Annotated in this window: 22 protein-coding genes; 14 read left to right on the forward strand and 8 right to left on the reverse strand. The window is 71.2% G+C overall.

The window, feature by feature from the left end:
- The first annotated feature begins 1632 nt into the window (after positions 1-1632).
- The 8 genes from infA to truA all read left to right on the forward strand — a co-directional run bounded on the left by infA (position 1633) and on the right by truA (position 6370).
- The gene (infA, locus tag ACFO0B_RS21555; RefSeq protein ID WP_003418601.1) at positions 1633-1854 is read left to right on the forward strand and encodes a translation initiation factor IF-1; all 222 of its coding nucleotides are present in this window, start codon (positions 1633-1635) and stop codon (positions 1852-1854) included.
- A 101-nt stretch (positions 1855-1955) separates the two neighbouring features.
- The gene (rpmJ, locus tag ACFO0B_RS21560; protein ID WP_040686659.1) at positions 1956-2069 is read left to right on the forward strand and encodes a 50S ribosomal protein L36; all 114 of its coding nucleotides are present in this window, start codon (positions 1956-1958) and stop codon (positions 2067-2069) included.
- Between the two features lie 186 nt (positions 2070-2255).
- The gene (gene rpsM, locus ACFO0B_RS21565) at positions 2256-2627 is read left to right on the forward strand and encodes a 30S ribosomal protein S13 (RefSeq protein ID WP_067646720.1); all 372 of its coding nucleotides are present in this window, start codon (positions 2256-2258) and stop codon (positions 2625-2627) included.
- A gap of 8 nt (positions 2628-2635) precedes the next feature.
- Positions 2636-3049: a 30S ribosomal protein S11 gene (gene rpsK / locus ACFO0B_RS21570; protein WP_040731638.1), complete on the forward strand. Its 414-nt coding sequence runs from the start codon at positions 2636-2638 to the stop codon at positions 3047-3049.
- A 24-nt stretch (positions 3050-3073) separates the two neighbouring features.
- Complete coding sequence (gene rpsD, locus ACFO0B_RS21575) at positions 3074-3679, forward strand: 30S ribosomal protein S4 (protein WP_378614336.1); 606 nt, start codon at positions 3074-3076, stop codon at positions 3677-3679.
- A 100-nt stretch (positions 3680-3779) separates the two neighbouring features.
- Complete coding sequence (locus tag ACFO0B_RS21580; protein WP_378614337.1) at positions 3780-4838, forward strand: DNA-directed RNA polymerase subunit alpha; 1059 nt, start codon at positions 3780-3782, stop codon at positions 4836-4838.
- Positions 4839-4965: 127 nt separating this feature from the next.
- Positions 4966-5505 carry a 50S ribosomal protein L17 gene (rplQ, locus tag ACFO0B_RS21585; RefSeq protein WP_378614338.1) on the forward strand — a complete coding sequence of 180 codons (540 nt, stop codon included), beginning with the start codon at positions 4966-4968 and terminating at the stop codon, positions 5503-5505.
- Between the two features lies 1 nt (position 5506).
- A complete protein-coding gene (gene truA, locus ACFO0B_RS21590) occupies positions 5507-6370 on the forward strand; it encodes a tRNA pseudouridine(38-40) synthase TruA (RefSeq protein WP_378614577.1) in 864 nt (287 codons plus the stop codon).
- Between the two features lie 75 nt (positions 6371-6445).
- On the opposite strand, the gene ACFO0B_RS21595 is transcribed toward truA, so the two are convergent.
- Positions 6446-6760: a metal-sensitive transcriptional regulator gene (locus ACFO0B_RS21595; protein ID WP_378614339.1), complete on the reverse strand. Its 315-nt coding sequence runs from the start codon at positions 6758-6760 to the stop codon at positions 6446-6448.
- Positions 6757-7707, reverse strand: coding sequence for an EamA family transporter (locus ACFO0B_RS21600; RefSeq protein WP_378614578.1), 951 nt, complete (start codon positions 7705-7707; stop codon positions 6757-6759). Before ACFO0B_RS21600 ends, ACFO0B_RS21595 begins: the two co-directional genes overlap by 4 nt.
- Before the next feature lie 108 nt (positions 7708-7815).
- Between ACFO0B_RS21600 and ACFO0B_RS21605 the strand changes: the two genes are divergently transcribed.
- Positions 7816-8625 (forward strand): S-methyl-5'-thioadenosine phosphorylase, encoded by an 810-nt coding sequence (locus ACFO0B_RS21605; RefSeq protein WP_378614340.1) that lies wholly within the window; start codon positions 7816-7818, stop codon positions 8623-8625.
- Positions 8622-9209 (forward strand): NADPH-dependent FMN reductase, encoded by a 588-nt coding sequence (locus ACFO0B_RS21610; RefSeq protein WP_378614341.1) that lies wholly within the window; start codon positions 8622-8624, stop codon positions 9207-9209. Before ACFO0B_RS21605 ends, ACFO0B_RS21610 begins: the two co-directional genes overlap by 4 nt.
- Before the next feature lie 3 nt (positions 9210-9212).
- Here ACFO0B_RS21610 and eccE read toward each other — a convergent pair whose 3' ends face one another.
- The 4 genes from eccE to eccD all read right to left on the reverse strand — a co-directional run bounded on the left by eccE (position 9213) and on the right by eccD (position 14763).
- On the reverse strand, positions 9213-10856 hold the full coding sequence (eccE, locus tag ACFO0B_RS21615) for a type VII secretion protein EccE (protein WP_378614342.1): 1644 nt from the start codon (positions 10854-10856) through the stop codon (positions 9213-9215).
- A gap of 137 nt (positions 10857-10993) precedes the next feature.
- On the reverse strand, positions 10994-11800 hold the full coding sequence (locus ACFO0B_RS21620) for a potassium channel family protein (protein WP_378614343.1): 807 nt from the start codon (positions 11798-11800) through the stop codon (positions 10994-10996).
- Positions 11801-11893: 93 nt separating this feature from the next.
- A complete protein-coding gene (mycP, locus tag ACFO0B_RS21625; protein WP_378614344.1) occupies positions 11894-13291 on the reverse strand; it encodes a type VII secretion-associated serine protease mycosin in 1398 nt (465 codons plus the stop codon).
- Positions 13292-13296: 5 nt separating this feature from the next.
- Positions 13297-14763: a type VII secretion integral membrane protein EccD gene (gene eccD / locus ACFO0B_RS21630; protein ID WP_378614345.1), complete on the reverse strand. Its 1467-nt coding sequence runs from the start codon at positions 14761-14763 to the stop codon at positions 13297-13299.
- Positions 14764-14947: 184 nt separating this feature from the next.
- Between eccD and eccCa the strand changes: the two genes are divergently transcribed.
- From eccCa to ACFO0B_RS21650, 4 genes are all read left to right on the forward strand, one after another.
- The gene (gene eccCa / locus ACFO0B_RS21635; protein WP_378614346.1) at positions 14948-18982 is read left to right on the forward strand and encodes a type VII secretion protein EccCa; all 4035 of its coding nucleotides are present in this window, start codon (positions 14948-14950) and stop codon (positions 18980-18982) included.
- Complete coding sequence (locus ACFO0B_RS21640; protein ID WP_378614347.1) at positions 18979-20331, forward strand: type VII secretion-associated protein; 1353 nt, start codon at positions 18979-18981, stop codon at positions 20329-20331. Before eccCa ends, ACFO0B_RS21640 begins: the two co-directional genes overlap by 4 nt.
- A gap of 126 nt (positions 20332-20457) precedes the next feature.
- A complete protein-coding gene (locus ACFO0B_RS21645) occupies positions 20458-20757 on the forward strand; it encodes a WXG100 family type VII secretion target (RefSeq protein ID WP_378614348.1) in 300 nt (99 codons plus the stop codon).
- 31 nt (positions 20758-20788) lie between these two features.
- Entirely contained in the window at positions 20789-21076 is a 288-nt protein-coding gene (locus ACFO0B_RS21650) for a WXG100 family type VII secretion target (RefSeq protein WP_378614349.1), read from the forward strand.
- Between the two features lie 62 nt (positions 21077-21138).
- Here ACFO0B_RS21650 and ACFO0B_RS21655 read toward each other — a convergent pair whose 3' ends face one another.
- Together ACFO0B_RS21655 and ACFO0B_RS21660 are read right to left on the reverse strand one after the other, a co-directional pair.
- Positions 21139-22701, reverse strand: a complete 1563-nt coding sequence (locus ACFO0B_RS21655) for a serine/threonine-protein kinase (RefSeq protein WP_378614350.1) — start codon at positions 22699-22701, stop codon at positions 21139-21141.
- A gap of 76 nt (positions 22702-22777) precedes the next feature.
- Entirely contained in the window at positions 22778-23986 is a 1209-nt protein-coding gene (locus tag ACFO0B_RS21660; protein ID WP_378614351.1) for a DUF7373 family lipoprotein, read from the reverse strand.
- Positions 23987-23996: the final 10 nt, after the last annotated feature.

The raw sequence follows: 23996 nt of genomic DNA on the forward strand, positions 1-23996 counted from the left end.
TAGGCGGTGGGCGCGGCGTGCGGGGGAGCGGGCGGGTAGAGCGGGCCCGCCGCGGGCAGGTCGAACTGCTGCGGCGCGACCGGCAGGCTCGGTGCCGAGCGGTACGCCGACGAATCCGGTTCCGGCGCGGGCGGTTCCGGTGCGCTCTCGGGCTGCTCGGCGCCGTGCGGCCCGCCACCGTTGCCGGTCGGCCCCTGCCACGGCGGCACGCTGCCGCCGGTGACCGGGGCGACCGGGGCGCGCGGCGGAAGCGCGTCCGGCGTACCGATCTGCCCGCGCTCCAGCGGCTCGTCCGGGTCGGGCTCCACCTCGGCATCCCGGTGCAGCGCGGAGAGCCCCTCGCGGAACTCGGCCAGATCGCGATGCGGCGCGGCCTCGTCCGGCTCCTCGTCCGTGGTGTTGCTGGGTACCGGCAGCCGTTCCGGTGGCGGCGGCAGTTCGGGCCGCGCCCTGCGCCGCTCCCTGATCACCGATGTCTCGCGCAGCCCGCCCGCGGCGCTCGCCCCAGCACCGAGCGGCTCGAACGCGCTCGAAGGCTGCGAGGGGTTGCGAGTCGGCAGCGTCGGCCGCGGGCTCTCCTCCGGCGCCACCGCGCCGGTGCGCGGATCCCGCAGCGCCTCGTCTCCCGGCCCGGCCTCCCGCAGCTCGTGCCGCGCGCGCCCGTTCCGATCGTCGTCCCGCCGAGCCTCAGCGGGCACGGGCTCGCCCCGCTGCCCGAGCGCATCGCTACCGAACCCCGCCGCCTGCTCGGCAGGCGGCCGCGGCACGGGAAGCTCCGCCTCGAACTCGCCGCGCTGCTGCCCGGAACCGAACTCCCCATCGCGCAATGCGAACTCGGCCCGCTGCTGCCCAGCTCCGGCCGCGCCGCCCTGCGGCGGAAATTCCGACGGCCGCGTTCGGTAGTCGGCGGCGTCGCTTCCCGGCGCGAACTCGGCCGGCTGCGCTCCCGAACCGGAATCGCCGTTCCCCGAGACGAACTCCCCGTATTGCGCTCCGTACCCGGGCTGACCGCTCCCGTCCTGCCGCGGCGCGAAAAGCCCCGAATCGCCCCCGGATTCACCATGCCCGAAGCCCCACCGCTCCGGCTCGACCGCCGCACGCCCGCCCGGCTCCGCCTGCTCGCCGCCGGCCGCGGGCGCCTCGTCTCCGCGCCGCCAACCGCGCCGCCGCTTCTCCCGCCGCCCGACCTCGGGCCGCTCCCCCTCGGGGGCGCGATTGCGGAACCGGGAACGGCGCGGCGCGGGCGCCTCGTCGTCGGACGGCAGGTTCTGCACGGGTGCTTCGTAGCCGACCTGCGTGACTTCGCTCTCCGAGAGCCACGGCGGCAGCATGGGGAGGCCGTCGTCGTTGCGGCTCACCTGTCCCCCTCGATGTGCTGGACCGTTTCGCTGGACTCAGGGGGTCAGTTTACGGGACCGTCCGGGCGCGGCGCGGAAGGGGCGATTTTGCCTGATCGGCGGCCCCTCGGTATCCTGGGAAGACGGTGCGCCTACAGGCATGCGTTCACCCGGGAACATTCGATCCGTTTTCGACGTTCGATTGTTCGCTGGTGCTCGGACGGTGCGGTGCCGGCGCCGGTAGGACCAGAGCAGTAATCACACCAGGTTGAGCGTAACCGGGATCGCGGAGGACATGGCGAAAAAAGACGGGGCCATCGAGGTCGAGGGTCGGGTTGTCGAGCCGCTGCCGAATGCGATGTTCCGGATCGAGCTCGAGAACGGACACAAGGTTCTCGCGCACATCAGCGGGAAGATGCGGCAGCACTACATCCGCATCCTTCCCGAGGATCGGGTGGTCGTCGAGCTGTCGCCCTACGACCTGTCCCGCGGCCGGATCGTCTACCGCTACAAGTGACGGGCTCGCCCCGGCGAGCACGCAGCAGAGCTTCCCCAGCCGTCGGGCTGGGGAAAAGTTGTGTCCACACACCGTGGGCCACAGTAAGAGATTGGACGGACGTGAAGGTTCAGCCGAGCGTCAAGAAGATCTGCGAGAAGTGCAAGGTGATCCGCCGGCACGGGCGGGTCATGGTGATCTGCGAGAACCTGCGGCACAAGCAGCGTCAGGGCTGACACCACCGAGCACCGATCGCTGATCGGGCTTGACCGAAGAAACTCCCAGCGCCAGCCACACGCTTGGGAACGGGTGGGTCGTGAGATCCACCCGGGCGTGTGCGCTCACCACCGGAACGGAGGCCGGTGCCCCAGACGAGGGGATGGACAGGGAGCAGACCTCCGCAACATTAAGGAACCTGCCAGATGGCACGTCTCATGGGCGTCGATCTCCCGCGCGAAAAGCGCATGGAGATCGCGCTGACCTACATTTTCGGCATCGGCCGTACCCGTTCCCACGAGATCCTCGCCGCCACCGGGGTCAGCCCCGACCTGCGGTCGAAGGATCTGAGCGACGACGACCTGACCCGGCTCCGCGACTACATCGAGGCGTCGGACCTGAAGGTCGAGGGCGACCTGCGCCGCGAGGTGCAGGCCGACATCCGCCGCAAGATCGAGATCGGTTGCTACCAGGGCATCCGGCATCGTCGCGGCCTGCCCGTGCGGGGCCAGCGCACCAAGACCAACGCGCGCACTCGCAAGGGCCCGAAGAAGACCGTCGCCGGTAAGAAGAAGTAAGGGAACCGATGCCTCCGAAGAGCCGGGCCTCGGGCCCGAAGAAGACCCAGAAGTCGCGTCGCAGGGAAAAGAAGAACGTCCCGCACGGCCACGCGCACATCAAGAGCACGTTCAACAACACGATCGTGTCGATCACCGACCCCGCGGGCAACGTCATCTCCTGGGCGTCCTCGGGCCACGTCGGGTTCAAGGGCTCGCGCAAGTCGACCCCGTTCGCCGCCCAGCTGGCCGCCGAGAACGCTGCCCGCAAGGCGCAGGAGAACGGCGTCAAGAAGGTCGACGTGTTCGTCAAGGGCCCGGGTTCGGGCCGCGAGACCGCGATCCGTTCGCTGCAGGCCGCTGGCCTGGAAGTGGGCACGATCTCCGATGTCACCCCGCAGCCGCACAACGGCTGCCGTCCGCCCAAGCGGCGTCGCGTCTAATAGCGGGAAAGGAAGTAGAACGACATGGCCCGTTATACCGGACCCATCACCCGCAAGTCGCGGCGTCTGCGCGTCGACCTGGTCGGCGGCGACCAGGCCTTCGAGCGGCGCCCCTACCCGCCCGGCCAGCACGGCCGGGCGCGGATCAAGGAGAGCGAGTACCTGCTCCAGCTGCAGGAGAAGCAGAAGGCCCGCTTCTCCTACGGCGTCATGGAGAAGCAGTTCCGCCGCTACTACGAAGAGGCGAACCGGCAGAAGGGCAAGACGGGTGACAACCTGCTTCGCCTGCTGGAGACCCGCCTCGACAACGTCGTCTACCGCGCCGGCATCGCCCGGACCCGGCGGCAGGCCCGTCAGCTCGTGAGCCACGGCCACTTCCTGGTCAACGGCAAGAAGGTCGACGTGCCCAGCTACCGCGTCAGCCAGTACGACATCATCGATGTCAAGGAGAAGTCGCTGCCGACGCTGCCCTTCCAGGTGGCGCGCGAGACCGTCGGCGACCGGCCCCTCCCGGGCTGGCTGCAGGTGCTCCCGGGCCGGCTGCGGATCCTGATCCATCAGGAGCCGGAGCGCGCCCAGATCGATGTGCCGCTGCAGGAACAGCTGATCGTCGAGTACTACTCGAAGTAGGTCAGCGCTGCTGGTGCGTGGCCGCCGTTCGCGGTGGCCACGCGCAACACCCCCACCACGAGGCGTCAAATAGCGGGCGCCCACACAGGAGGATGATCCCTTGCTGATTTCCCAGCGTCCGACGCTGACCGAAGAGGTCGTCGCGGAGAACCGCTCGAAGTTCACCATCGAACCACTCGAGCCGGGCTTCGGCTACACCCTCGGCAACTCGCTGCGCCGTACCCTGCTGTCCTCGATCCCGGGGGCCGCGGTCACGAGCATCCGCATCGACGGCGTGCTCCACGAGTTCACCACCGTCCCCGGGGTCAAGGAGGATGTCACCGACATCATCCTGAACCTCAAGGGCCTGGTCGTGTCCTCGGAGGAGGACGAGCCGGTGACGATGTACGTCCGCAAGCAGGGCCCAGGCACCGTCACCGCCGGTGACATCGTGCCCCCGGCCGGCGTCGTCGTACACAACCCGGACATGCACATCGCCACTCTGAACGACAAGGGCAAGCTCGAGATCGAGCTGGTCGTCGAGCGGGGCCGCGGCTATGTGCCCGCCGTGCAGAACAAGGCGTCCGGTGCGGAGATCGGCCGGATCCCGGTCGATTCGATCTACTCGCCGGTGCTCAAGGTGACCTACAAGGTCGAGGCCACCCGCGTCGAGCAGCGCACCGACTTCGACCGGCTCGTGCTGGACGTCGAGACCAAGAACTCCATCACCGCGCGGGACGCGCTCGCTTCGGCGGGCAAGACCCTGGTCGAGCTCTTCGGCCTGGCCCGCGAGCTGAATGTGGAGGCCGAGGGCATCGAGATCGGGCCGTCGCCCGCCGAGGCGGATCACATCGCCTCGTTCGGGCTGCCGATCGAGGACCTGGATCTCACCGTCCGCTCCTACAACTGCCTCAAGCGTGAGGGTGTGCACACGGTGGGCGAGCTCGTCGCCCGCACCGAGTCGGATCTGCTCGACATCCGCAACTTCGGCCAGAAGTCCATCGACGAGGTCAAGGTCAAGCTGCACGCGCTCGGCCTCTCGCTGAAGGACAGCCCGGCCTCGTTCGACCCGTCCTCCGTGGTCGGGTACGACGCGAACACCGGGACCTGGAGCGACAGCGGAACGTTCACCGATACCGACGGCGGCGAGCAGGACTACGCCGAGACCGAACAGCTCTAGGTCCCCCCGGGGAGGCATCCCCGGGCTGCGGCCTCTCATGCGCCGAGAGCGTCAGGCCCAGAGGCGGTAGCGGAGCGTAGCCGCCGCCGGGCCCCGCGAGGGGCGCAATCAACAAGGAGACAGTGAAATGCCCAAGCCCAAGAAGGGTGCTCGCTTCGGCGGGTCGGCGTCGCACCAGAAGGCGATCTTCGCCAACCTGGCGACGGCGCTCTTCGAGCACGGTCGGATCACGACCACCGAATCCAAGGCCAAGGCGCTGCGCCCGTACGCCGAGAAGCTGGTCACCAAGGCGAAGGGCGGCACCCTCGCCGACCGTCGCGAGGTGCTCAAGGTGATCCGGAACAAGACCGTCGTGCACGAGCTGTTCGCCACGATCGGCCCGTCGTTCGAGGGTCGCGAAGGCGGCTACACCCGCATCACCAAGACGCTGCCGCGCAAGGGCGACAACGCCCCCATGGCCGTGATCGAGCTGGTCCGGGAGAAGACCGTGTCCAACGAGGCCGATCGCGCTCGCCGCGTGGCCGCCTCCAAGAAGGCCGAGCCGGTCGCCGAGGCGCCCGCCGCCGAGGAGACCGAGGTCGAGGAGACCGAGGCGGAGGCCGCCGCCGAGGCGCCCGAGGCCGAGGCCGCCGAGGACAAGGCCGCCGAGGACAAGAAGGAATCCTGAGCTGACTCCGGATTCCGGCGACGAGCCCGTCACCCGCGAGGGTGGCGGGCTCGTTCGCGTGCGGCTCGACATCAGTTACGACGGGACCGATTTCACCGGGTGGGCTCGGCAGCCTGGGTTGCGGACCGTGCAGGGGGTGCTGGAGGAGTCGCTGAGCAAGGTTTTCCGCTCGCCCGTTCAGCTCACCGTGGCGGGGCGCACCGATGCGGGGGTGCATGCGGAGGGGCAGGTCGCGCACTTCGACACCGCGGGGGAGTTCGACGGGCCCAAGCTGGTGCATCGGCTGGCTCGGTTCCTGCCGAAGGACGTCCGGGTCACCGGTGCTCGGCCCGCGCCCGCGGATTTCGATGCTCGGTTCTCCGCTGTGCGGCGGCACTACGTCTATCGGTTGACCACCGCGCCGTACGGTGCCGATCCGCTTGCCGCACGCGGGGTGGTGCCCGCCAGGGCCGGCCTCGATGTGGCGGCCATGCGTGCGGCTTCGCGGAAGTTGCTGGGGCTGCACGATTTCGCGGCCTTCTGCCGTCGGCGCGAGGGGGCGACCACGGTGCGTGAGTTGCAGCGCTTCGACTGGGAGCAGTCGGGGTACGCGCTCACCGCTTTCGTCAGCGCGGATGCTTTCTGCTGGTCCATGGTGCGGAGTCTGGTCGGGGCGGTGCTCGCCGTCGGTGAGGGGCGGCGGACGCCCGAGTGGGTCGGGAGTCTGCTGCTCGAGCGGGAGCGCTCCAGTTCGGTCACCGTCGCCCCGGCGCACGGGCTCAGCCTGGTCGCCGTCGACTACCCGGCCGATGCCGATCTCGCCGCGCGCAACGCGCAGACCCGAGAAATGCGCACCGTGCCCGGACCGGGGTGCTGCGGCGGCTGATCTCGCATCCGCGTCCGGGGGCTCGACTTGTCTCCGCGCTGAGCTTGCGGCCGGAGGCGTGCCGGATCGCTCGGCTCAGGAGCGGACCAGGCGGGCGATCGCCTCGGTCGCCTCTTTGATCTTCGCCTCCGCTTCGGGGCCGCCCGCGACGGCGGCGTCGACGACGCAGTGGCTGATGTGATCCTCGAGCAGCCCGACCGCGACCGCCTGCAGCGCCTTCGTCATGGCCGAGACCTGGGTGAGGATGTCGATGCAGTACTTCTCCTCCTCGACCATGCGCTGCAACCCGCGCGCCTGCCCCTCGATGCGGCGCAGCCGCTTGAGGTAGTCGTCCTTCGCGGTGATGTAGCCGCGCCCGGTGTGGTCGTGCTCGCGACTGGCGTCGGTCACCGGCCCTCCTCGTCTGGTTCGATACCCCCCAAGGGTACAGCAATCACCGGCTCGGCGGCCCGGTTCGCGACCGCCAGACCGGCCACCACCAGCACCGATCCGACCAGCTGCAGCGGTGTCACCGCCTCGCCGAGCAGCAGCCAGGAGAGCCCGACCGCGAAGAGCACCTCGCTCAGCAGCACCAGCGACATGAGCGTGGCGCCGAGCCGGGCGGCGCCGGCGACCCCGCACAGGTAGGCGAGCACCGTGCTCACCAGGACGAGCAGGGTGAGCGCGAGCGGCACCGGCAGCTCGCGGTGGTCCATGAGCGCGGTGCCGGCGCCGACGACCAGCGGCAGCGCCCCGATCCCGATCAGCAGCCAGGTGGTCAACGCGGCGACGGTGAGCCCGGAGCCGAGCAGCGCGACCGGGCTGAGCCGGGCCGTACTGCGCTCGGAGAGCAGGAAGAAGACCGCGTTGCCGATCATGGAGAGCCCGGCCCAGGCCAGTCCGACCGGGTCCGGGCTGCCCGCGCCGAACACCTGGACCACCAGCGCGGCACCGGCCAGCGTCACCGCCGCGCCGGCCAGCGTTCCGGTGCTCGGCCGCCTGCGCCCGACCACCCAGTGCCAGGCGATCACCACGACCGGCGCCAGGAACTGGATCATCAGCGTCACCGCGACCTGCAGCGTCGCCAGCGAGAGAAAGAACGAGGCCTGCACCCCGGCCACCCCGACGGCGCCGAACGGAACGACGGTGCGCAGTTCACGGCGGCCCGCCCACAGCCCCCTCGGGTCGGCGAAGGCCGCCAGCAGAAGCATCACCGCGGCGGCACCGGTGAGCCGCGCCGCGAGCACCGCCCCCGCCGACCAGCCCGCGCCGAGCACCGCCTTCACCAGCGGCCCCGACGCCGCGAAGGCCAGTCCGGAGGCCACCGTCAACCACACGCCGAGCGCCGCACGCGACATCACAGCGCCCATCCTGCCGCGCACCGTGCTCGCCCGACCGGTCGGGGTGTGATCCACCCATCCGGCCCCGCCCGTCCGAGCCGCGCCGCCGCCACGGAGAATCGACCCATGACTTCGGACCGCAGGCCCGCCCTCGCCGTCATCGGTGGCAGTGGGTTCTACGACTTCTTCGACGGTGCCGCCGAGCAGCTCGAGGTGCAGACCCCCTACGGTGCGCCGAGCGCGCCGATCGCGGTCGGTGAGGTGGCGGGCAGGCCGGTCGCCTTCCTGCCGCGGCACGGCGGGAAGCACGAGTTCGCGCCGCACACCCTGCCGTACCGGGCCAACCTCTGGGCGCTGCGCACGCTCGGCGTGCGCCGGATCTTCGCGCCGTGCGCGGTGGGCAGCCTGCGCGCCGACTGGGGACCGGGCACCGTCGCGGTGCCGGACCAGCTCGTCGACCGCACCTCCGGCCGCGAGCAGACCTACTTCGACGGCGGCGGTGTGCACGTCTCGTTCGCCGACCCGTACTGCGCCGAGCTGCGCGCCGCCGTGCCGAAGTCCGGGGTGGCGGGGCTGTCGCTCGAGTCCGGCGGCACCATGGTCGTGGTGCAGGGCACCCGCTTCTCCACCCGCGCCGAGAGCCGCTGGTTCGCCGCGCAGGGCTGGGACCTGGTCAATATGACCGGCTACCCGGAATCGGTGCTCGCCCGCGAACTGGAGATGTGCTACGCCGCGGTGGCGTTGGTGACCGACCTGGACGCCGGGCTGGCGGCGGGCGACGGCGTGCACGCGGTCGACGTCTTCGCCGAGTTCGAGCGCAACCTGGTGCCGTTCAAGGAGCTCGTCCGGCGCGCGGTGGCCGCCACCGAGAGCACCGAGACCTGCGCCCGCTGCCGGGTGCACGACGGCGTCACGCTCCCCTTCGAGCTGCCGTGAGCGGCGCGGCCAGGCTCGGCCGGGCGCAGTCCCCGCTGCGGCTGGAGGTGATCGTCGGCAGCGTGCGGGCGGGCCGGTTCGCGCCGACCGTGGCGGACTGGTTCCTGCGTACGGTCAGGGCCGACCCCGATTTCGACACCGGCAAGCTGGATCTCCTGGAGTTCCCGCTGCCGCAGGACCTCAGCGAGAACGACGCGGTTCGCCTCTTCCGGCGCAGGCTGGCCGCCGCCGATGCCTTCGTGCTCGTCACCTCCGAGTACAACCACGGTTACCCGGCCGCGCTCAAGACCGCGATCGACAGCGCCAAGCACGAGTGGCGCGGCAAGCCCGTCGGCTTCGTCTCCTACGGCGGGGTCTCCGGCGGCCTGCGCGCGGTGGAGCAGCTGCGCCAGGTGGTGGCCGAGGTGCACATGGTCTCGGTTCGCGAGTCGGTGAGCTTCCACCGGGTCAGGGGGCAGTTCGGCGCCGAGGGCGAGACCGCCGACGGCGCCGCGATCGACGGCGCAGGCCGGATGCTGCGGCAGCTGAGCTGGTGGGGCAAGGCCCTGCGCACCGCGCGGGATGCCGGCCCCTACCCGGGCTGAGCGCTACTGGTTCGCCATCGCGCGACGGCCGCGCGGCTGCCCGATGTAGGTCGACTCGCGCGGAATGGAGACCAGCGTCAGGTGCGCCTGCGCGGTGCCGGTCCGCAGGATGACGTGGTTGCCGATGGCGCCCGGCTGGTGCAGCGAGAGGTCCGGCCTGGTGGCTGGCCAGGCCGACGGGTCGCCGGTGACGTAGATGGTGGTGACGCCCGCGTGCGGGGGCGGGGCGAGCACGCCGTCCACCACCGCCGCGGTGAAATCGGCGTCCGACTGGTGCGTCTCGACCGCGATCCCGAGCCGCTCCGGGTTGCCGATCGTTGTCACCAGGTTCTCCCAGGCGTGCGGGCGGTCGGTGCGGATCAGGATGCGCTCGCCGACCGCGAGCGCGCGGAACACCAGCTGCTGCGCCAGGTACAGCTCGCCGGCCAGGTAGACGGTGGAGATGCCGCTGCCGACGAGCCGCATGGCGACGCCGTTGCCCTCCTCGTCCGAGCCGATCAGCTGCCCGCAGCCGGAGGATGGCAGGTGCAGCGCGCCGAGCACCTCGATCGGGTACTCGGCCATCGGCACCGTCTCGTCCACGCCGGGCACGGCCAGCGGCAGGTGCGCCAGCAGCGCGTCCCGGTGCCTGCCGTTCATCGAGACCATGCCGGAGAGCTTGGGCTTCTCCGGCAGTTCGCGGGCGGAGAGCCGCCAGGCCGCGCCGATGCTCACCGACTCGGCGTTGCTGCCCGGCCGCAGCCGGACCGCGACCGTCGTGCCGCGCGACGGCGCCACCCAGAGCTGGGCGAGCAGGTCGGAGCCGAGCCGCCCGGGGTCGACCGCGGTGCCGATGTTCACCGCGTTGCCGATCTCGGCGTAGCGCCAGCGGTGAGCCAGCTCGCGCGGGTCGAAGCCGCCGGTCACCTGGAGCACGGCGGTGCGGATCTCGGATGCGGTGAGGATGCGGGCCGCGCAGTCCGCGTCCTCCAGCGCGCGCACGATGCGCTGGGTCGCGATGGTGACGGCGCGCGCCGCGCCGCTGTTGCCGCCGCCGCGCCGCTCGGCCGCGCCGGGACAGCGCACCGCGTCGAAGGCGATGGCCAGCCAGACCGTCCGGTGCGCGGTCGCGGGCAGCGGCCCGAGCAGCGATTCGTAGATCGCGCCGGCCGGGGTGCCGGAGCGGCTGCGGTGACCATGGCTGATGATGTCGATCCCGCTGAGCAGGATGTCGTGCTGATTCAGGCACTGCGCGAGCTCGGGCAGCGGCAGCAGGTGCGAGGCGTGCACGGTGGTGCGGGCGATCCGGGTGAGCCCGCCGAGCGGGGGAAGCACCTCGACCACCGTCACCACCCGGCTGCCGTCCCAGTACAGCCCGTGCGAGCGGCCGTCCGGGCCGCGGAAGTCGACGGTGTCGCCGAGCTCGTAGCCGCGCCGGGTGGAGTACCCCCAGGCGGTCGAGATCCAGTCCAGCACAGTGCGTTTGGCGACGGGGATGAGCGGTAGTACGGCCGCGGCGATGACGATGCCGAGCGCGGGCAGCCCGCCGAGCCCCGCGGTCAGCGCGATCAATCCGGCCCCCAGCCCGATGATCTGCGCGACCAGCAGATTCTGCAGTGATATCCGTCCGAGCAACGGGCGTGGGCCCGCGCCGACAGGTTCGGCCATCGTCGTCCCCCAAGCAACACCAATGCCGGCCGTTTCCGCTGGCCGAACTGAAAAGCAATCTCCGCGAAACTGTACTGTGTTGCGCCGGTGAGAGCACCGTTCGGGGGAAGGAACCGTGCCGGCCGCGGCCGCGGGTGTCAGCCGGTCGGGGCGGGGTCCGCGCCGACCGGCCGGTCGTCCGCCGCGCCGGGCGGCCCGTTCGCCGCGGCCGGCTCCCGGCGCAGCTCGGCGACCTCGGCGCGCAGCGCCCGCACCTCGTCGAGCAGCGTGCCGAGCTGCCGCTCGCTCTGGTCGGCACTCGCCTCGACCGCCTTCAGCTGGTCGAACACCCAGCTGGTCGTGGTTCCGATGGCGAAGCCGATCAGCCCGATGCCGAAGGTCATCAGGATCAGCGCGACCAGCCTGCCCTCCGGTGTCACCGGGTAGTAGTCGCCGTAGCCGACCGTCGTCACCGTGACCGCGGACCACCACAGCGCGTCCCCGTAGTTCTGGATCTTGGCGTCCGGCGCGCCGTATTCGGCGTCGAAGAAGGCAAGGCTGCACAGCAGGATCACCAGCAACGAACTGGTGCCGACGTAGATGGAGAGCCGGAAGCGGGTGAGCCGCGCCCGGTTCAGCGTGCCGAGCATGAGCAGCGCCGCGCGCACCAGCCGCAGCGGCCGGAACGGCGGAACCAGCACGATCAGCAACTCGAGCGGGTGCTTGCGCAGGAACTGCCAGCGGTCGCGGGAGAGCGCCATGCGGATGACGAAGTCGGCGGCGAAGGCCGCCCAGATCACCAGGTCGATCCGGGCCAGCCAGGTGTCGAGGTGCGGCGAGGCGCCGGTGTCGAGCACGTACCAGGCGTAGGTGCCGAGGAAGATTAGGGCGAGCAGCAGCATCGGCACATTGGTCGCGCGCTCCCAGGCCTCCCGGCGGCTCGGCGTCGCAGTCACCCTCGTCATGGCAGCTACCCGGTTCGATCGGACGTGGTCACCACATGTTTCGCGGTGCCGAGCGCCGACGCTACACGGTGCAGGCCCCTGGCACCCGGTGGCTCAGGTCGCGTCCTCGTGCACGCCGAAGCGGCGGCGGATCGGGAAGGAGGCCAGGTAGCCGAGCACACCGGCGGCCACGATCACCGCGGTGCCGATCAGCGCGACGTTCCGCGCGGTGTCGTCCGGGGCGGGTGCGGGTGCCGGGACCGCCAGCTGGACGCTCACCGCCGCGGCCGGGATCTTGGCGGGCAGCGCGGCGGGCACCTCGTTGGTGAGCGCCGCGACCGGGTCGACGGTGCCGTACCCGACGTAGGGGTTCCAGCCCTCGGCCGGGGCGTGCGCGGTGGCCTGGATCCGCCGGATGACCTCGGCGCTGCTCAGCTCCGGAAAGCGGGCGCGCACCAGCGCGGCGACCCCGGAGACGTACGGCGCGGCGAAGCTGGTGCCGCTGTAGGCGGTGTACTGGCCCTGGTTGGTGTACTTGCCGTTGGAGGTGCCGCCGGCGCGGGCGTCCAGCGAGACCACGTTCTCGCCGGGCGCGGCCACCCCGACCCACGGGCCCGGCACGGTGAACGCCGACGGCGCGCCCGCGGCATCGATCGAACCGACCGAGAGCACGTACTGGTCGAACCAGGCGGGCGCGACGTAGGAGGTGACCCGGGTCCACGGGTCGGCGCCGGGGTCGAGCGGGTCGAGCCCCGGGTTGCTCGACTTGCAGGCGTCGGTGTTGCCCGCCGAGGTCACGATCACGGCGTCGCGCTCCAGCGCGGCGTAGCGGACCGCCGCGCCGAGCGCGGCGAACTCGCGGCTCTCCGGCTTCTCGGTGGGGCAGGCGACCAGCGAGATATTGATGACGGTGGCGCCCGCGTCCGCGGCCCTGCGCACCGCCGAGGCCAGGGCGGAGACCTTGCCGTAGCCGTCCGGCATGTCGTCCGGGCCCTTGTTCCGGCCCGCCCCCTCCTCCTGGTAGAGCGCGCTGGTCTGCCTGATGCTGAGCAGCCGCGCCTCCGGCGCCACCCCCGAGAAGCCCTGGTCCGGCAGCTGGCTGGCGCCGATGATGCCCGCGACGACGGTGCCGTGCGCGTCGCAGTCCTCGCTGCCGTCGCCGCCGGCGGCGACGAAATCGCCGAGCGGAGTCAGGTTGGGCAGCCGGGGGTGCGGGGAGACGCCGGTGTCGATCACCGCGACCACCTGGCCGGCGCCGCGCGAGAACTGCCAGGCCCGATCCAGGTCGAGCGTCCGCTGGGTCGGCGGGACGGACGGGCCGTCCCCACCCTGCTGGGTGCTGTAGCAGGCGGCGTTCCCCGGGCGCTCGGTCTTGCCCGGCGGTGCCGCGGGGTCCCCGGCGGGCAGCGCCCCCGGGTCGACGATCGGCGGCCGGTTGTCGGCCAGCGCTGGTCCGGCGGCCAGCGTTGCCGCTACCCCGAGCGCGGCCGCGAGAGCCGCGAATCGCCGCACCGGGCTCACAACCCGCGGACGAGGGCGTAGAGCTCGGCCACCCAGAAGACCAGCGGCAGCACCGCGGCGACGAAGGCGTACTCCAGCAGCTCCACCGCGCGGCGCATCGGCGGCGTCGCGGTCTGGTTCGGCACCACCATGCCGAGGACGAGCGCCGCGACCAGCAGCAGCATGGCCGCACCGAAGACCAGCAGCGGCTGCTCCATCTCGATCGCCATCCCGACCAGCATGGCGAGCGCGATCCCCGCCCCGCCCGCGATCAGCACCACCGCCTGCTCGGCACCGGCGTAGGTGCGGCTGCGGAAGGCCAGCACCACCGCGCAGACCAGCGCGAGCGCGATCCCCTGCCAGTACGGCGTCTCCGCCTCCGGATCGGCCGCCGCCAGCGCCCCGGCCACGGTGACCAGCGTGGTCGCGGTGACCAGCCCGGCCAGGTACATCCTGGCCCGCTCCGACTTGGCGCGCAGCACCTCCATGGTCGGCAGCGCGCGGTGGTCGTCCGGATCGTCCTCGGTCGGGTCGATCGGGGTGCCCGGCGATGGCACCGGCGGCAGCGGCAGCTTGGCGAGCAGCATGGAGACCCGCGGCGCCAGCGAGAGCCCGCCGAGCGCGGCCGCGGCGAGCACCGCCCCGATGGCTCGCACCGGATGCTCGGTGAGCAGCCCCACCATGGCCGCGGGCGCCGTGAACACCGCCAGCGTCGCCGCGCCGATGAACAGCCCGAGCCCGACCCCGGTGACCCGCCACGCCAGCACCGCGGTCGCCCCGAGCAGCACCGAGCCGAGCAGGATGTGCGCCCAGCCGTAGTGATCGGGCACGTAGAGCATGCCCGCGCTGAACGCGGGCGGCAGCGCGCAGCCGGCGAGCACGAGCGAGGCCGAGGTGTCGCCGTACATCCGGCTCAGCACCATGCCGACCACCACCAGCAGGATCGCCACCGCCAGCGCGATCGAGCCGCTCACCCAGACCGGCATGGCATCCGGCGCGAGCAGCAGCCCGAGACAGCCGACCAGCATGGTCAGCGCCGCGAGCACCGCGCCGGTGAGCCGGGCGCTGCGCGGGGTCCAGCCGCGGAAGTGGTTCGCGTCGGCGATCGCGACGTTGTACATGATGTCGTCGAAGAGCGGGGTCGGCGCGGTCTGCGATGCGCTCTCCAGCATCAGCAGCTCGCCGTCGCGGACGCCGTGCTCGCCGAGGCTCAGCGAGTTGGAGAAGGGCGGGTGGCCGATCCGGGCCAGCACCCACTCGGCGGGCTCGAAGCGCTCGCCCTCGTTGTCGAACTCGTTGCTGCGGCTGTGCTGGGCGACCATGTCGACCACGCTCGGGATGACGAGCGCCACCGGGACATCCACCGGAATCGCCATGTCCACCTGGGTGTGCTTGGCCAGGATGGTGACCCGCGCGAGGTCGGGCGCGCGCACGATGCCGCGCGAGGAGTCCTCGTCGATGTGTCCGAGCCGCGTGTGCGTCACGGTGTCCCCCAACTTCGTTGCTCGAGTCGTGTTTCCGCAGGCCATACGCCGGGGAAGGCCCCCGGGCAGCAGCTTGCGAACCCACCCTCCGCCCAGCAGAATGCTGTGCGAACTGTACGACATGTCAGCCGTGGCCTCCATACCGAGGCTCTGCCGCGGCGGGCGAAGATGGGGGACGCAGTCGATGAGCACGGTCAGGTTCCAGCGGCGTGCCCGCCGGGAGATGCCACGAACGCCCGGCGGTGAGGTCACGCTGCAGCCGCCCCCCGAGATCCCGCGCGTCACACCGGGAAACCTGCTGCTCAAGCTGATGCCGGTGGTCATGGTGATCGGCATGGTCGGCATGATGGCGCTGCTCTTCACGCAGGGCGGCGGCATCGCGTCGAATCCGATGAGCCTGATGTTCCCGCTCATGATGCTGCTCTCGATGGCGGGCATGTTCGCCGGTCAGGGGGGTGGCAAGGGCCAGAAGGCGGCCGAGGCCAACGAGGACCGCAAGGACTACCTGCGCTACCTCGACCAGGTGCGCCGGGACGTGAACGACACCGCGGCCCAGCAGCGCGCCGCCGTCGAGTGGAGCCACCCGGAGCCCGAGCTGGTCTGGATGCTGGCAGGCACCAGCCGCATGTGGGAGCGGCGCGCGGGGGACAAGGACTTCTGCCACGCCAGGATCGGGCTCGGCGGGCAGCGGCTCGCCACCCGGCTGGTCGCGCCCGAGACCGGCCCGGTGGAGGAGCTGGAGCCGATCGCCGCGGTCTCGCTGCGCCGCTTCGTCCGGGCCCACTCCACCGTTCCCGACCTGCCGACCGCCATCGCGGTCAAGGGCTTCGCCACCATCGCGCTGGACGGCGACCGCGCCGAGGCCAGGGACATGACCCGCGCGATGCTGGTGCAGCTGGCCATGTTCCAGGCCCCCGACCAGGTGTTGATCGCCATCGTCGCGGGCCCGGACACCGCCCGCGAATGGGAGTGGACCAAGTGGCTCCCGCACACGCAGCACCCGGACGCGCAGGACGGCATCGGCACCCAGCGGATGTTCTTCGGCTCGATCCGGGAGGCGACGGCGGGTCTCCAGCCGCTGCTCGCCAACCGCGTGCGCTACTCGCGGAACCAGCCCGCCAACCCGAACATGGTGCACATCGTGCTCGTGGTCGACGGCGGCCTGCTCGAGGCCGAGGAGGAGCAGCTGCGCGAATCCGGGTACGAGGGCGTCACGCTCATCGACCTGTGCGGCTACGCCCCCCGGCTCGCCGTCTCCCGCGGCATCAAGATGATCGTGGAGAACGGCGAGTGCACCGGCCGCGGCGCCACCGGCAACCAGGAGCGCTTCGCCCTGATCGACCGGATCAGCGTGCAGCAGGCACAGCAGGTGGCGCGCAGGCTGGCGCCGTACCGGGCCGCGACCCAGCGCAGCAGCGACGTCGAGGTGGACGACACCGAGGCCATCTCCACCTGGTCGCAGCTGATGAGCCTCGGCGATCTCGGCGCCTTCAACCCGGAGCAGGCGTGGCGGCCGCGGTACGGAAGGGAGCGGCTGCGGGTGCCGTTCGGCATCGGCGCCGACGGGCTCCCGGTCGAACTGGACATCAAGGAGGCCGCGGAGAACGGCATGGGCCCGCACGGGCTCTGCATCGGCGCCACCGGCTCCGGCAAGTCCGAGTTCCTGCGCACGCTCGTGCTCAGCCTGCTCGCCACGCACTCGCCGGACCAGTTGAACCTGGTGCTCGTCGACTTCAAGGGCGGCGCGACCTTCCTCGGGCTGGACGGCGTCCCGCACGTCGCGGCCGTCATCACCAACCTCGAGGAGGAGGCCGACCTCGTCGACCGCATGAAGGACGCCCTCGCCGGCGAGATGAACCGCCGCCAGGAGGTGCTGCGCGCCGCGGGCAACTTCGTCAACGTCTCCGAGTACGAGAAGGCGCGGGCGGCCGGTGCCGACCTGGACCCGCTGCCCGCGCTGTTCGTCGTGCTCGACGAGTTCTCCGAGCTGCTCACCCAGCACCCGGACTTCGCCGAGCTCTTCGTGATGATCGGCCGGCTCGGCCGCTCCCTGCACGTGCACCTGCTGCTCGCCTCGCAGCGGCTGGAGGAGGGCAAGCTCAAGGGGCTGGAGAGCCACCTCTCCTACCGGATCGGGTTGAAGACCTTCTCCGCGAACGAGTCCCGCCAGGTGCTCGGCGTCCCGGACGCCTACAACCTGCCGAACAACCCCGGTGGCGGCTACCTCAAGGCCGACTCCGGCGAGATCCAGCGGTTCCAGGCCAGCTACGTCTCCGGCCCGTACGTCGGCGGCGGCCCGCAGCGCGAGGTCACCCAGGCCGGGGTGGCCGGCGGCGACATCGACGTCACCGCGCGGCAGTTCACCGCCGCCCACGTCGACTTCCGCCCGGTGGACCGGATTCCGCTCCCGGTGCGGGTGAACGCCGACCCGGAGCCGGGCGAGGAGGGCGAGCGCCTCTCCGACCTGGAGATGCTGGTCTCCCGGATCAACGGCCACGGCAGGCCCGCGCACGAGATCTGGCTGCCGCCGCTGGACGAGGCGCCGACGCTCGACCAGCTGGTGCCGCGCTCGATCCTCACCGGCGAGTACTCGGCGGTGGCCTCGCTGCGCGCGCCGGTCGGTATCGTCGACCGCCCCTACGACCAGCGCCGCGACCCGTTCCTGATCGACCTCTCCGGCGCCCGCGGCAATGTCGCGGTGGTCGGCGGGCCGCAGTCGGGCAAGTCGACCGCGGTGCGCGCCATGATCATGGCTCTCGCGCTCACGCACACCGCCGAGCAGGTGCAGTTCTACTGCCTCGACTTCGGCGGCGGCACGCTCACCGGCCTGCAGGGGCTGCCGCACGTCGGCTCGGTCGCAGGCAGGCTGGACGTGGACAAGGTGCGGCGCACCGTCGCCGAGATGACCACCATCGTCCGGCACCGGGAGCTGCGCTTCCGGCAGCTCGGCATCGAGTCCATGGTCGAGTACCGCAGGCTGCGCGCGATGGACCCGGCCAGCAGCCCGGCCGCGGCAGGCGCGCACGACGACGCCTTCGGCGACGTCTTCCTCGTCATCGACGGCTTCGGCTCGATCCGGCAGGATTTCGAGGCGCTGGAGCAGGTCGTGATGAACCTGGCCGGGCAGGGGCTCTCCTACGGCGTGCACGTCGTGGTCACGCTCTCCCGCTGGATGGAGGCGCGGCCCGCGCTCAAGGACCAGGTCGGCACCCGCATCGAGCTGCGGCTCGGCGACCCGATGGACTCCGACTTCGGCCGCAAGCTGGCGGCGCTGGTGCCACAGGGAAGGCCGGGCCGCGGCATGACGCCGGAGGGGCTGCACATGCTCACCGCGCTGCCCCGGATCGACGGCCGCCCGACCACCGACGACCTCGGCTCCGGCGCCGCCGCCGCGGTCGAGCAGATCGCGGCGCGCAACCCGGGCCGCCCCGCGCCGCAGGTGCGCATGCTGCCGGAGCGCTTCGACCGGGACGACCTGGTCCGCGCGCTGCCCGGCTGGCCGCGCACCCCGGACCAGCACGGCACCAACCTGCGGATTCCGATCGGGCTCAACGAGTCCGAGCTGGCGCCGGTCTTCCTCGACTTCGGCGAGCAGCCGCACTTCCTGGTCTTCGGCGACAGCGAGTGCGGCAAGACCAACCTGCTCCGGGTGATCTGCCAGGGCATCGTCGAGTCGAACGCGCCGGTGCAGGCCAAGATCATCCTCGGCGACTACCGGCGCTCGATGCTCGGCCTCGTCGACGGCGAGCACCTGGCCGGCTACGCGCCGTCCGAGGCCATGCTCACCGGCATGTCCGGCGAGCTGGCCAAGATCCTGAAGAGCCGGATGCCCGGCGCGGACGTCACCCAGCAGCAGCTGCGCGACCGCTCCTGGTGGACCGGGCCGGAGCTGTTCCTCGTGGTGGACGACTACGACCTGGTGGTCACCTCCGCGGGCAGCCCGCTCGCGCCGATCGTCGAGTACCTGGCACACGCCAAGGACATCGGCTTCCACCTGGTCCTCGCCCGCAGGGCGGGCGGCGCCTCGCGCTCGCTCTTCGAACCGGTGATCTCGCGGATGAAGGACGTCGGCACCACCGGGCTGATCATGAGCGGCAATCGGGACGAGGGCCAGCTCTTCGGCACCGTGCGCCCGAGCGAGCAGCCGCCCGGCCGCGGCACGCTGGTCGGCCGCTCCGGCACCGGGCTCTTCCAGGCCGCCTGGAGCCGGGACCGGTGAGCCCGACGGTCGCACTGCACATCGACGGTGACGACCTGCACGCCGTCGTCGGCCCCGACCCGCGCGGCGCCGTGGAGTGGAACGTCACGCTGGACGGGCTGCCCGCCGCCGCGGGCAGCGCGGGTGGCCCGCTCGCGGGCGAGCTGCGCCGGGACGCCGAGCGGCGCGGCACCGCGCTGCCGATCGAGGCGGTCGCAGTGGCCCATCCCACGCAGTGGGGCGCCCCCGCGCTGGCGCACGCGCTGGACGGGCTGTTGCCCGCCGTGGCGGCCGACGTCGCCGCCGTGCCGACCGCGCACGTCGCCGCCGCGCACTACCTGCGCAGCCGGGCGCTCACCCGCGCCAGCGTGCTCGTCGTCGAGTTCACCGCGCTCTCCAGCACGGTCGCCCTCGTGGACTGCGACAGCATCGAATCCACCGTGGTGGCCTGCGAACACGAGCCGACGCTCGGCGCGGGCGGATCCGCCCCGGCCACCGCCGAGCGATTGGCCGAACTCGCCGACCGCGTGCTCGACGACCACGCCCCGCACGCCGTGCTCATGGTCGGCGCCGCCGACCCCGAGGTGGGCGACCTGCTCCGCAGGCACCTGGCAACCCCGGCCTTCGTCCCCGAGGTGATCGCGCTCTCCGGCCGGGAGATCGCCAAGGCCGTATGGTCCGACACCCGCCGCCCGACCCCCGGCCGCGCCCCCGCGCTGCCCGGCAGACAGGCGATGGACGTGCAGGCGACCATCGGTGCCAACCTGCGCGCCCGCAGGCAGCCGCGGCGCCGCTCCCCGCTGGTCATCGGCGCCGCCGCGGTTTTCGTCGCGCTGGCCGCCGCGGCGGTGACAGCGGGCGTCACCCTGCTGCGCGCCCCCGCCGACGGCTCGGTCGCCGACAGCCCGGCCATCCCCGGCGCCGCCCGCCCCACCACCCCGCCCCCGAACAGCACGGCCGAGGCGGGCCGGGTCACCGTCACCGTCCCCGCGGAGTGGCGCCCAGCGGCCGCCGCCGACCCGGAACGGCTCGTGCTCACACCGGATTCCGCGGTGCGCGCCAGGATCACCGTCACCCAGTCCGTGCTCGCCGCGAACGCCGCCACCGAGGACGTCGCACGTGACCTGCAATCGGAGATCGCTCGCGCCGAACCGGGCCGATTCGGTACCGTGCAACGAGACGTCGTGTTCGGTGATCGCCCCGGCCTCGCCTACGACGAGTTTCCGGGGGACGGTTCCGAAGTCAGGTGGCACGTCATCGTCGACCGCGGTGTCCAGGCCGGCATCGGGTGTCAGTACGGCAGGGGGAGGTGGGACACAGTTCGGACCGCATGCGAAGAAGTGGCGCGGTCACTGACCGTTCGTCCCTGACGGTGTCGGAACCGGGGGGAGAACATGGGAACCGATGAGACGCGTATCGCGTCCAACACATATGTAGGGGATCGACCACCTCGCCCGGCGACGGTCAGGTCCAACTCGAGCGAGAGGTAATTCGGAATGTCCGATATTGTTGGTATTGATCAGGGCCGCGCCCGGCAGGCCACGGCTGATGTCGAGGCCGTCGTCAACGGGATGCGGGCCACCCTCCGTCGGATCCAGACCGTCGTGGACAGCGCGCGCGACGGCTGGCGCGGCACGGCGAACGGCGCGTTCGAGTCGGCCTCGGCGCGCTGGAGCGACGAGGGCCGTCGGCTCAACGCGCTGCTCGACGAGATGACCATCAAGCTGAACGAGGCGAACAGCCGGTACGGCCAGATGGAGCAGGATTCGTCCGGCGTCTTCAACCTGAAGGTCTAGTCTCAACACCGTTTTCCACAAGGGGAGAAGCATGGAGATCTACTACAACAAGGCCAAGATCATGCAGACGATCGCCGACCTCAAGTCGGCGCAGCAGGATCTGGGTAGCCAGGACAACGACATCAAGTCGGCCTCCACCAAGCTGGCCGGCGCCTGGGAGTCGGGTGCGGCGACCACCTTCCAGGAGGTGCAGACCCGGTGGAACAATGAGTTCACCGACACCCAGGACGCGATGAACCAGCTGATCAACGCGGTGCAGAGCGCCCTCGACGCGGCGATCGCGACCGACGGCCGGAACGCCAGCATGATCGGCGGCTAGGACCCGAACTCGGTTCGCGGGCTGCGCTTCGGCGCCGTCCGCGAACCGCCGGGCCGAATCGGCTACTTGATCCGCGATTTCAGCGTCGGGATCAGCTTCGTGAGCAAGGCCTGCTCCGAATTCGGACCCCATTCCTTCATGGCCGCCACCACCGCGGGATCATCGACGGCGATGATGGTGGCCTTCGATTTCGTCACCCAGGTCGGCAGACCGGCCAATCCGCCGCCGCCGGCCTTGGGATCGCTCCGGAGCACGATGAGATACCCCTGATCCACCAGGCGGCTGATGTCGATCTCGGCCATATAGTCCAGGTCTCTCGGCGAGGTCTCCTCGCCCTTCCTGGTGTAGTTGGCGTTGTAGGTCAGGCCGAGACCGGTCAGGAAGTCCGCCTGGGGGCTCGGAGTCAGATAGGCCGAGAGGTCTGATTCCAGGCTGCTGGTGCTCCCCTCGAAGCTGATCAGCATGACCGGTTTACCCGCGAAGGCCGGATTCTGTTGTCTGGCTTCTTCGATCGTCGCGGGTACGACGGCCGGGGCCGTCGTAGATGTAGTCGCGGCCAGCGGTTTACTCTCGGAATCGCTGCTCGATGTGATTGCCCACACCCCGCCCGCCGCGGCGATCGCGATCACCGCCGCTGCCACGCCGATCACGATTCCGCGCCGCCGGTTCGGCCGGGTGGCCCGTACGGTCGCGATTCCCGCCTCGGTCGGCACCTCTCCGCGAGGATCGGTGGGAAATCCGTAGCTGGGCACCGCATAGGCCGTCGGCGCCTGGCTGTACCCGCCACCGCTCAGTGCCGCGGTCGCCGCCTCCGCGAACTCGCGCGAATTCAGGAATCGCTGTGCAGGTTCCTTCGCCATGGCCCGCGCGAACACGTGGTCGATCGCGTGCGGCAGGCCGGGATCCACCTCGGTGGCCCGCGGCGGCGGCTGATGCAGGTGTCCCATCATGACCAGCGCCGGCTGATTCCCCGGGTACGGATTTCGGCCGGTCAGCAGCTTGAAGAACGAGCACGCCAGGCTGTACAGGTCGGCCCGGTGATCCAGCGGCATGCCGGCCAGCTGCTCCGGCGCCGCGTACGCGATGGTCGCCAGGAAGCTGCCGGTCTGGGTGAGCTCGTTCGCGTCGTCCGTCGATTTGGCGACACCGAAGTCGGTGAGCAGTACTCGCTCCTCGCCGTCCTCCGGGGTGGCGAGCAGAAAATTCGCGGGCTTGATGTCGCGGTGCAGCAACCCGCGCCGGTGCGCGTAGTCCAGCCCCTTACCCACCTCGGTGAGAATGTGCAGCGCGCGCCTGGACCCGAGCCCGCGGCCGACTCGCGCCAGCTCGGCGCCCGCGTCGGTGCCGTCGACGTACTGCATGGCGATCCACAGCTGTCCGGACTCTTCACCCCGGTTGTAGACCGAGACGATGTTCGGGTGGTCGAGACCGGCGGCCAGGTTCGCTTCGCGTTCGAACCGCGCCCGGAACTCGCGGTCGGTGGAGAGTTCGGCACTGAGCACCTTGAGCGCGTCGGTGCGCGGCAGGGTCGGATGTTTGGCCAGGTACACCGTGCCCATGCCGCCCGCGCCGAGCACCCGCAACACGCGGTACCCGCCGACGACCGTGCCCGCGTTGATCGGCATGTCCGGCATCTCCTGTTCTGCTTCCCCGCTGTCCCACCCCGGAAGACAGTACGGAAGCGGGCCTGACCCGCGGTAGCTAGTAGCTGTTCGCCAGGATCGCGTACTGGGCCGCCGCACGCTGATGGAGGTCGATGACCTGGTCACTCTCCACTGCGGCCACATAGCGTCCGTAGGGAACCATGCACCGGTAGCGCAATCCCGGCCCCGCGTCGGTGGCCTTGCTCCCGCACCGGACGTTCGGTACCGCTTCCGGCGTGTCGGCGGTGCCGGTGTACTTCTGGCCGAGCACGGCTCCGGCGAGGTCGAGCGCCGCCGCGGGGTCCCGGGTGCGGAACAGCAGTGTCGCGCCGGTGGAACCGGAGGTGACGAGCCGATCCACGCCCGCCGCCTCGAAGACCTTCCGGCGGTCGTACTGCTCGGTGACGTGCGCGAGCGCGCCGCGTGAGTTGTACCGCGCCTGGGTGAACGGGGAGGGCGCTCCGTCGGCGCCGGGGTTGAGGGTCCGGCTGAACATGCGATCGGGGTCGTACTCCAGGCGCAGGATGTCCTCCCTGGTGAGCGGCGGTAGCGCCGCGAGTAGCCTGCGCTGGTTGTCGAATGCCATGCGCACCAGATTGGTCAGCTGCGGAAGCGACGGTTTCGGGATCTCGGCCAGGACGTTGATCACATACGAGCCCTGCGCCACGGTAGCTCCCAGCGTGGGGATGCCGGGTCGCCAGTGCGCGTGCGCGTCCGGTGTATTCGGGATGCTCACGTTCTGATTCAGATCCGGTGCCACCGCGAAATCGGTCTGCTCGAGCTCGCGCGCGGTGCGCTCGGCGGTGGCGCCGTCCGGGAACTGCATGACCGAGACGGTGACCTTGGTCGCCTCGGGATCCTCCCGGTCCGGCTCCCTGTCGGTGACGGTGAGGGCCCAGCCGAACAACATCCGATTGCGTTCGACCACCTCCCCGTTGACGTCGGCCAGCACCTTCTTCGCGTCCGTGGTGGAGAGGATCGGCCCGCTGCCGCGGAGGTAGTGCAGGGTCGCGTCGATCTCGGCGCCGAGCACCATGTTGTCGGCCAGCCGCATGACCGCCAGCCGGGTGCCGTCCAGGAGCGTGTGCTTGTAGTCGTAGCGAAACTCCAGCGGAGCGGTGGAGTAGCTGCCGACGTCGAGGGTGCGCACGTCGATCTCGGCGGCGGTGGGCTGCCCGGACCGGGTACCACACCCGGTGGCGGCCAGCGCCAATACTCCGAGCACCGCGGGGATCAGACGCAATCGGTGCCGCATCGAAGCCTTCATCGAAGCCGTC

The organism is Nocardia jiangsuensis (assembly GCF_042650385.1).
In the GTDB taxonomy this organism is placed as follows: Bacteria; Actinomycetota; Actinomycetes; order Mycobacteriales; family Mycobacteriaceae; genus Nocardia; species Nocardia jiangsuensis.

Coding starts and splice junctions, on each gene's coding strand:
- infA (WP_003418601.1), top strand. CDS start 1,633: ATGGCGAAAAAAGACGGGGCCATCGAGGTCGAGGGTCGGGTTGTCGAG.
- rpsM (WP_067646720.1), top strand. CDS start 2,256: ATGGCACGTCTCATGGGCGTCGATCTCCCGCGCGAAAAGCGCATGGAG.
- rpsK (WP_040731638.1), top strand. CDS start 2,636: ATGCCTCCGAAGAGCCGGGCCTCGGGCCCGAAGAAGACCCAGAAGTCG.
- rpsD (WP_378614336.1), top strand. CDS start 3,074: ATGGCCCGTTATACCGGACCCATCACCCGCAAGTCGCGGCGTCTGCGC.
- rplQ (WP_378614338.1), top strand. CDS start 4,966: ATGCCCAAGCCCAAGAAGGGTGCTCGCTTCGGCGGGTCGGCGTCGCAC.
- ACFO0B_RS21600 (WP_378614578.1), bottom strand. CDS start 7,707: ATGTCGCGTGCGGCGCTCGGCGTGTGGTTGACGGTGGCCTCCGGACTG.
- ACFO0B_RS21605 (WP_378614340.1), top strand. CDS start 7,816: ATGACTTCGGACCGCAGGCCCGCCCTCGCCGTCATCGGTGGCAGTGGG.
- eccE (WP_378614342.1), bottom strand. CDS start 10,856: ATGGCCGAACCTGTCGGCGCGGGCCCACGCCCGTTGCTCGGACGGATA.
- ACFO0B_RS21620 (WP_378614343.1), bottom strand. CDS start 11,800: ATGACGAGGGTGACTGCGACGCCGAGCCGCCGGGAGGCCTGGGAGCGC.
- eccCa (WP_378614346.1), top strand. CDS start 14,948: ATGAGCACGGTCAGGTTCCAGCGGCGTGCCCGCCGGGAGATGCCACGA.
- ACFO0B_RS21645 (WP_378614348.1), top strand. CDS start 20,458: ATGTCCGATATTGTTGGTATTGATCAGGGCCGCGCCCGGCAGGCCACG.
- ACFO0B_RS21650 (WP_378614349.1), top strand. CDS start 20,789: ATGGAGATCTACTACAACAAGGCCAAGATCATGCAGACGATCGCCGAC.
- ACFO0B_RS21655 (WP_378614350.1), bottom strand. CDS start 22,701: ATGCCGATCAACGCGGGCACGGTCGTCGGCGGGTACCGCGTGTTGCGG.
- ACFO0B_RS21660 (WP_378614351.1), bottom strand. CDS start 23,986: ATGAAGGCTTCGATGCGGCACCGATTGCGTCTGATCCCCGCGGTGCTC.